Below are 3,686 nucleotides of genomic sequence, written 5' to 3' on the forward strand. Positions count from 1 at the left end.
GTTCCAACGTGCTGCAGTCGCTCAACGGCTCGATCAACGCGGTCTGGGTCGGCCGCTTCCTCGGCGAGGCGGCGCTGACGGCGACCTCCAACGCCAATCTGGTGCTGTTCCTGATCCTCGGCACGGTGTTCGGCATCGGCATGGCGGCGACCATCCTGGTGGCGCAGTCCGTCGGCGCCCGCGATCTGCCCGCGGCGAAGCGCATCGTCGGCACCAGCGCCACCTTCTTCTTCCTGGTCTCGGTCGTGTTCGCCGTCTGCGGCTGGATCTGGGTCGACGCTATCCTCACCGGGCTCGGCACGCCGTCGGACGCCTTGCCGCTGGCGCGCAGCTACCTGCGCATCATCTTCGTCGCGGTGCCAATGATGAACCTTCTGTCCTTCGTCATGACCGTGCTGCGCGGCGCCGGCGACTCGCGAACCCCGTTTTTCTTCATGGCGCTGGCGGTCGTTCTTGACGTCGTGCTCAATCCGCTGCTGATCCGCGGCATCGGCCCCTTCCCCGAGCTCGGCATCGCCGGCTCGGCGACCTCGACGCTCATAGGCCAGACGGTGAGCGGCATTGCCATCCTGATCGTGCTTTATCTTCGCAAGCACCCGCTGCGGTTGGCCGGCGCCGATCTCGCTCTGCTGCGGCCCGACCCGGCGCTGCTGCGCATCGTCGTCTTCAAGGGCATCCCGATGGGCCTGCAGATGATCGTCATCTCGGCCGCGGCGCTCACCGTGATGGGCATCGTCAACTCCTACGGCTCGCAGGTCGCCGCCGCTTACGGCATCCCGGCGCAGCTCTGGACCTATATCCAGATGCCGGCGCTGGCGATCGGGGCAGCGGTTTCCTCGATGGCCGCGCAGAATGTCGGCGCCGGCCGCTGGGACCGCATCGGCAAGGTCGCGGCTTCGGGGGTCGGCTTCAACCTGGTGCTGACCGGCGCGCTGGTGGCGCTGCTCTTCGTCTTCGACCGCCCGGTGCTCAGCCTCTTCCTCAGCAACGACAGCGCCGCGATCGACATTGCCGCTCATATCAACAGGGTGGCGTCCTGGTCGTTCATCCTGTTCGGCATCACGATCGTGCTCTTCGCCACGGTGCGCGCCACCGGCGCCGTCATGCCGCCGCTGATCATCCTGATCATCTCGGTGTTGTTCATTCGCACCGGCTTTGCCTATTTCATGCGCAGCGTCATCGGCCAGGAGGCGCTGTGGTGGAGCTTTCCGGCCGGCTCGATCGCCTCGCTGGTGCTTGCCGCAGCCTATTATCGCCTCGGCCGCTGGCGCACCACGCATATGATCGAGGGCCGGCCGGCGGCCGGCGAGCCGCCCGACACCGGCCTCGGCGTGCCGCGCCAGCGCGCCAATCTTGCGCCTGAGACACCGGCCAGCTGAGATCTACTGCCGCGCGTATTTGGCGCCGAAACCGAGCGCCACCAGCGAGAAGACGATGATCATGCCGGCAAAGGCCAGGCTTGCCGCGGTGGCGTTGGCCAGGCTGGACAGCACGCCGATGCCGATCACCGGCAGCGCGTTGCCGCAGAAGCAGCAGATGAAGAAGACCGAGACCACCTCGGCGCGGCGGTCGGCCGGCGCGATCTGATTCACCACCTGCAGGCCGCCGCGATAGCCGAGCGCCGCCGCCGCGCCGCAGACCGCGGTCGCCGCGATCATGAGTGCCATCGAGGCGTAGATTTGCGCCGCGACGACCAGCGCCACAGCCGGGATCATCAGGACGAGCGCCGCAAGCATGGTGGAGCGGCTAGCAAGCCGGGCGGTGGCCACGATGGTGATGGCCGACACGATCGACAGCTCGAAAAAAAGCCCGCCGGCTTCGGCATGATTGGTCACGTGCAGCTGCTGCGCGAGAATGCTCGGCGCCAGCGCGGCATAAAAGCCGACAAGCGCCATGGCGCCGAAGCCGGTCACCGCCGGCGCCACGAATTGCGCGCGGATATTGTCGGGCACCGAAAGCCGTGGCCGCAGCGAGACATCCGAGAGCCGCCCCGGACTGGAGACCGTTTCCCGCGTGCGCCAGATCAGCACGGTCACCAACGCAAGCAGGACGAGATAGACGGCAAATGTGAGCCTGAGCGGCCAGGGCGCATATTGGGCGAGCAGCCCCGCCATGAGCGCGCCGACGCCGAGACCGATGAAGTTGGTGCTGGTGGTGATGATAGCGGCGCTCGACTTGTCCTTGCCTTCGATCAGCTCGGCCAGCCAGGCGGTGCCCGCGCCCGCGCCGACGCCTATGCCAAGCCCGCTCAGAATGCGGGCGATGTCGAGCCAGGCGAGGTTTTCGGCGAAGAGGAAAAACAACGCGCTGACCACGGCAACCCCCATCGCGGCCAGCGCGGCGGGACGGCGGCCGATCACATCCGACACCCGGCCGAAAAACAGCAGCGCCCCCAGATTGCCGACGACGTAGACGGCGTAAACCAGCGTCAGCGTGACCTGCGAGAAGCCGAAGGTCTGCTTGTAGATGATGTAGAGCGGGGTCAACGCGGTGCTGCCGGCAAAAAGCGCGGCGATCATGGCGGCGACGGCGGCCTTCGCGGTCCTCCCGCCAAGCTCATGGTCACGCGTCATGGTTTGAGCGTAGCGGTCATGGCGACCTCCGAGGGTTGCAAGCCCAACGCCTACATAATGGCGCCGTTCCACCCTGCGAATCTCCTCCTGACAGTTCTGGCAGGATGGTCAGCCGCGGCATCCTCCCTTAACGTCGACGCAAAGCGAGGGAAGAATCATGGGCAAGGGACGGGTCGAGGCATTCACCGATGGCGTCGTCGCCATCATCATCACCATCATGGTGCTGGAGCTGAAAGTGCCGCATGGCGAGGATTTTTCCGCGCTTTTGCCGCTGTGGCCGGTCTTCTTCTGCTACGTGCTCTCCTTCATCAATGTCGGCATCTACTGGAACAACCTGCACAACATGTTCCACACCGTGCAACGCGTCGACGGGCGCGTGCTGTGGGCCAACATGAACCTGCTGTTCTGGCTGTCGCTGATGCCGGTGACCACCGCGTTCATGGGGGAGAACCACTTCGCCCCGGTGCCGGTCGCCGTCTATGGCTTCGACCTGGCGCTTTGCGCCGTTGCCTACAACATCCTGGTCATCAAGCTGCGCCATCTGCACGGCGCCGAAACGACCTTCGCCAGGGCCGTGGGCCAGGATCGCAAGGGCAAGATTTCTCTGGCGCTCTACATCGCCGCCGTCCTGCTCAGCTTTCTCAACCAATGGATCAGCGTGGCGATCTACGTGCTTGTGGCGGCGATCTGGTTTGCGCCCGACAAACGGTTCGAGAGGCTGATCGAAAAATAGAAACCTATTTCCGCATCGCTTTCAGCTTCTCGGCCACCGAGGCGGCAAGGTCGGCATAGCGCTCCTCCAGCCGCTCGGCCGCCTTGATGATCGCGAAGTCATGGCCGAACTTCTCCAGCGCCAGCCGCAGCTTCTCGGCGAAATCCGCCTGCTTCTCCAGCGCCGCGAACAGCGTTTTCACCTGCGTCTCGCTGATATCGGGATTGGCGAGCATCTTCGGCACCTCGCGGCCCATCTCGTCGCCATTGGCGGTCTGCTCTTTGAGGATTCCGATCCAGTCGGTCAAATGCCGAGCTCCTTTTTCAGGACAGCATGCGCGGCAGGCGCAGCGATGGTCAACCCGTTGCGACTGTAGTCGTCAACTCGTTGCGACTGTAAGT

The 3,686-nt window shown here is 65.0% G+C and carries 4 protein-coding genes; 2 read left to right on the top strand and 2 right to left on the bottom strand.

What is annotated here, in order from left to right; genetic code table 11:
• Positions 1 to 1,379 (top strand): MATE family efflux transporter (locus EOA24_RS30680; RefSeq protein WP_133374688.1); only part of this gene is annotated, 1,379 nt, incomplete at its 5' end.
• 3 nt (positions 1,380 to 1,382) lie between these two features.
• On the opposite strand, the gene EOA24_RS30685 is transcribed toward EOA24_RS30680, so the two are convergent.
• On the bottom strand, positions 1,383 to 2,573 hold the full coding sequence (locus EOA24_RS30685; protein WP_126082024.1) for an MFS transporter: 1,191 nt from the start codon (positions 2,571 to 2,573) through the stop codon (positions 1,383 to 1,385).
• A gap of 157 nt (positions 2,574 to 2,730) precedes the next feature.
• Here EOA24_RS30685 and EOA24_RS30690 point away from each other — a divergent pair, with 157 nt between their 5' ends.
• Entirely contained in the window at positions 2,731 to 3,306 is a 576-nt protein-coding gene (locus EOA24_RS30690; RefSeq protein WP_126082023.1) for a TMEM175 family protein, read from the top strand.
• Between the two features lie 4 nt (positions 3,307 to 3,310).
• On the opposite strand, the gene EOA24_RS30695 is transcribed toward EOA24_RS30690, so the two are convergent.
• Positions 3,311 to 3,592 (bottom strand): hypothetical protein, encoded by a 282-nt coding sequence (locus tag EOA24_RS30695; protein WP_126082022.1) that lies wholly within the window; start codon positions 3,590 to 3,592, stop codon positions 3,311 to 3,313.
• Positions 3,593 to 3,686 lie beyond the last annotated feature (94 nt).

Origin of the sequence: Mesorhizobium sp. M2A.F.Ca.ET.039.01.1.1, assembly GCF_003998035.1 — a bacterium.
Classification (GTDB): domain Bacteria; phylum Pseudomonadota; class Alphaproteobacteria; order Rhizobiales; family Rhizobiaceae; genus Mesorhizobium.